General features: G+C 72.6%; 2 protein-coding genes and 1 pseudogene. 2 read left to right on the forward strand and 1 reads right to left on the reverse strand.

Annotated features, from left to right (window positions below):
• Positions 1-16: 16 nt before the first annotated feature.
• Positions 17-796 (forward strand): bestrophin-like domain, encoded by a 780-nt coding sequence (locus tag AC0CYZ_RS12690; RefSeq protein WP_472215807.1) that lies wholly within the window; start codon positions 17-19, stop codon positions 794-796.
• 57 nt (positions 797-853) lie between these two features.
• A complete protein-coding gene (locus tag AC0CYZ_RS12695; protein ID WP_472215809.1) occupies positions 854-2,677 on the forward strand; it encodes an ABC transporter ATP-binding protein/permease in 1,824 nt (607 codons plus the stop codon).
• Between the two features lie 458 nt (positions 2,678-3,135).
• Here the strand turns inward: AC0CYZ_RS12695 and AC0CYZ_RS12700 are convergent.
• Positions 3,136-3,508, reverse strand: a pseudogene (locus AC0CYZ_RS12700) (hypothetical protein); the annotation flags it as partial.

The following is a 3,508-nucleotide window of genomic DNA, read 5'->3' on the forward strand; positions in this document are numbered from 1 at the left end:
GGGAGAGGAGCCACCGATGAGCGCCTGGCCGTTGTGGTGCAGTGCGCTGCTGCTCGTCGTCGGGGTCCCGGTGGTCGCGGTCGCGACGCAGCTCGCGGTGCGTCATCGATGGCCGCGGCTGCGCGAGGGTGAGCACAACGAGGTCGCGGGGTTCCTCATCGCGATCGTCGGGGTCATCTACGCCGTGCTGCTCGCGTTCGTCGTCATCGTGAGCTGGCAGCAGTTCAGTCGCGCGGGGGACATCGTCGGGCAGGAGGCCAGCGCCCTGCGCACGATCGAGCGCACCGCGGCCGCGTTCCCGCCCGACTCCCACGCGCGGATCCGCGCCGACGTCATCGCCTACGCGCGCACCGTCGTCGACGACGAGTGGCCGGCGATGGGTCGCGGTGAGTCCGGCGCGCCCGCGGTGGGCGCGACGCTGGACCGGCTCTCGATCGACATCGAGGCGCTGCCCGCGGACACCCCGTCCCGCGCGCAGTTCGTCGGCGCCGAGGCCGAGCGGTTCAACGACCTGGTGACCGCGCGCTCCTCCCGGCTGGACTTCGTGACGGGGGGCCTGCCGGGGGTGTTGTGGGCGGCGCTCATCGTCGGCGCGGTCGTCACGATCGGCTTCTCGATGATCTTCGCGCTGACCAGCCCGGTGCTGCAGCTGCTGATGACGGGCAGCATCGCCGTGCTGATCGGCATCCTGCTGTTCGTGGCGGTGTCGATCGACCACCCGTTCGTCGGCGACGTCGCGGTGACCCCGGGCTCGCTCGAGCGGGTCCTGGTCGACTTCCCGGGCCCGCCCGGCTGACGCGCGCGGCGCCTCGCTACCTTCCCGCGATCAGCCCGGGGTGCTCGAGGAGGCGGCGTGGACACGGTCGACTGGGGCACGGAGTGGATCACGAGCCCGTTGTGGATCCTCGGGGTCTTCGTCGCGACGGTGATCGTGCTCGGCATCGTCGTCGTGCTCCTGGTCCGGGCGACGACGTGGGGTCGGCAGTTCTGGCGCCTGGCCGGGCCGTTCGTCCGCCCGCGCCGCGGGGAGCGGGCCAGCTGGCGCCCGACGGTGTTCGTCCTGGTCCTGCTGCTGCTCGTCGTGCTGTCGGTGCGCATCAACCTGCTGCTGTCCTACAACACGAACGACCTCTACACCGCGCTGCAGAACCTGGACTCCGGCGCGTTCTGGCGGGCGCTCGGCATCTTCGCGGTGATCGCGGTGATCTCCGTGGCCGAGTCCCTGGTGACCTACTACGTCGGCCAGTCGTTCGTGATCCGGCTCTGGGAGGACCTCAACGCCAGGTTCCTCGGTGACTGGCTCGGCGACCGGGTCTACCACCGATCGCGGTTCTCCCCGACGCAGGTCGACAACCCCGACCAGCGCATCCAGGAGGACATCACCGACTTCGCCCAGACCTCCTACTCGCTCTCGATCGGCCCGAGCGGGGCGGTGAGCGCCCTGGTCACGATCCCGTCGTTCACGATCGTGCTCTGGCAGCTCTCGGGGCCGCTCACGGTGTTCGGGCTCGAGATCCCACGCGCGATGACGTTCATCGCGTTCCTCTACGTCATCGTCGCGACGGTGTTCGCCTTCCGGATCGGCAAGCCCCTGGTCCGGCTGAACTTCCTCAACCAGGGACTCAGCGCGTTCTACCGCTACGGGCTCGTGCGCGTGCGCGACAACGCCGAGAACATCGCCTTCTCGCGGGGCGAGCCGCTGGAGCGGCGCACCCTGGACGGCCGGTTCGGCGACGTGATCGCGAACTACTGGCGCATCGTCGTCCGGACGCTCAAGTTCCAGGGCTTCAACCTGGCCGTGAGCCAGGTCGCGGTGGTGTTCCCGATCATCATCCAGGCGCCCCGGTTCTTCGCCCGGGCGATCAGCCTGGGCGACGTCCAGCAGACCGCGCAGGCGTTCAGCCAGGTCCACGACGCGCTGTCGTTCTTCCGCAACGCCTACGACCAGTTCGCCGCCTACCGTGCCGTGCTCGACCGCCTCACCGGGCTGCTCGACGCGGACCAGGAGGCACGCCAGCTGCCGGTCCTGGACGTCACCGACCGGGCCGCCGGCGTCGTCGTGCGGGACCTGACGGTGAACAAACCCGACGGCGAGACCCTCGTCCGGGACCTGTCGATGGAGCTCGGCCGCGCCGAGTCGCTGCTCGTCACCGGCCGCTCGGGCACCGGCAAGACCACGCTGCTGCGCAGCCTCGCGGACCTGTGGCCCTACGCCGACGGCCACGTCGAGCGCCCGGTGGGCGGCGGCGCGGTGTTCCTCGCGCAGCAGCCCTACCTGCCCCTCGGCACGTTGCGGACGGCGCTGGCCTACCCCGGCGCACCGGAGACCGTGTCCGACGACGAGGCGGCGCGGGTCCTGCGCGCGACCGCGATGGGCCACCTCGTCGACCGGCTGGACGACGAGGAGCTGTGGTGGCGCACGCTCTCGCCGGGCGAGCAGCAGCGCATCGGGTTCGCGCGGCTGCTGATCGCGCGGCCCGACGTGGTGTTCCTCGACGAGGCCACGGCCGCCCTCGACGAGGGACTCGAGCACGACCTCTACACGCTGCTGCGCCGCGAGCTCCCCGATCTCGTGCTGGTGAGCGTCGGGCACCGCAGCAGCCTGGAGGCCTTCCACTCCCGACGGCTCGACCTCGAGGGTGAGGGCGCCTGGCGGGCGGAGCCCCTCGTCCGGTGATCCGTGCTCACGGAGCGCAACCAGCGTGTTCCCCTGATCGCCACATGCGTCACTCCTGTGTCGCTTGACCCTTGCGTCGTGATCGTTGTTACTGTCTGTCGCTCAGCCATCCTGATCTGAGAGGTCGGCAGGCCGTGGACGAACCAGGACGTGCAGACCCGGGGCGCGGCCGGTGACCACCACGTCGCTGCGTCGCCGATCGCCGGCCGACCTCGCCGCCGACGCGAACCACTGGGGCGGTCCCCGCTCGGTGACGCTGGTCCCGGCTCCGCGGCGCGCCCCGGACGACCCCCGCACGGTGGCCCTCGTCCCGCGGACCGAGGAGCGTCCTCCGGTCGGGCCCCGGATCGTGACGCTCACTCCGCGGCCGCGCCGTCGCCCGGACCCGCTGCCGCGTCTCACGGACCCGCCGCGACGAGCCGACACGGACCCGCCGCGCCGAGCCGACACGGCGCCGGTCACGTCCCCCGCGGCCCGGTCGGCACGCCGGCCGGTCGGGGCGGCGTCGGCGGACCGGCCACCAGGACGACGAGCAGCGTCCCGAGCCAGAGCACCAGCAGGACGTGGCGGACCGGCCGGCGTGCCGACCGGGCCGCGGGGGACGTGACCGGCGCCGTGTCGGCTCGTCGCGGCGGGTCCGTGAGACGCGGCGGCGGGTCCGTGGGACGCGGCGGCGGATCCGGGCGACGGCGCGGCCGCGGAGTGAGCGTCACGATGCGCGGCCCGACCGGAGGACGCTCCTCGGTCCGCGGGACGAGGGCCACCGTCCGGGGGTCGTCCGGGGGGCGCCGCGGAGCCGGGACCAGCGTCACCGACCGGGGACCGCCCCAG

The sequence above is a fragment of the Actinomycetospora sp. genome (assembly GCF_055612215.1).

Bases quoted from the DNA above. Each gene is read 5' to 3' on its own strand.
- AC0CYZ_RS12690 (WP_472215807.1), top strand. From the start codon at position 17: ATGAGCGCCTGGCCGTTGTGGTGCAGTGCGCTGCTGCTCGTCGTCGGG.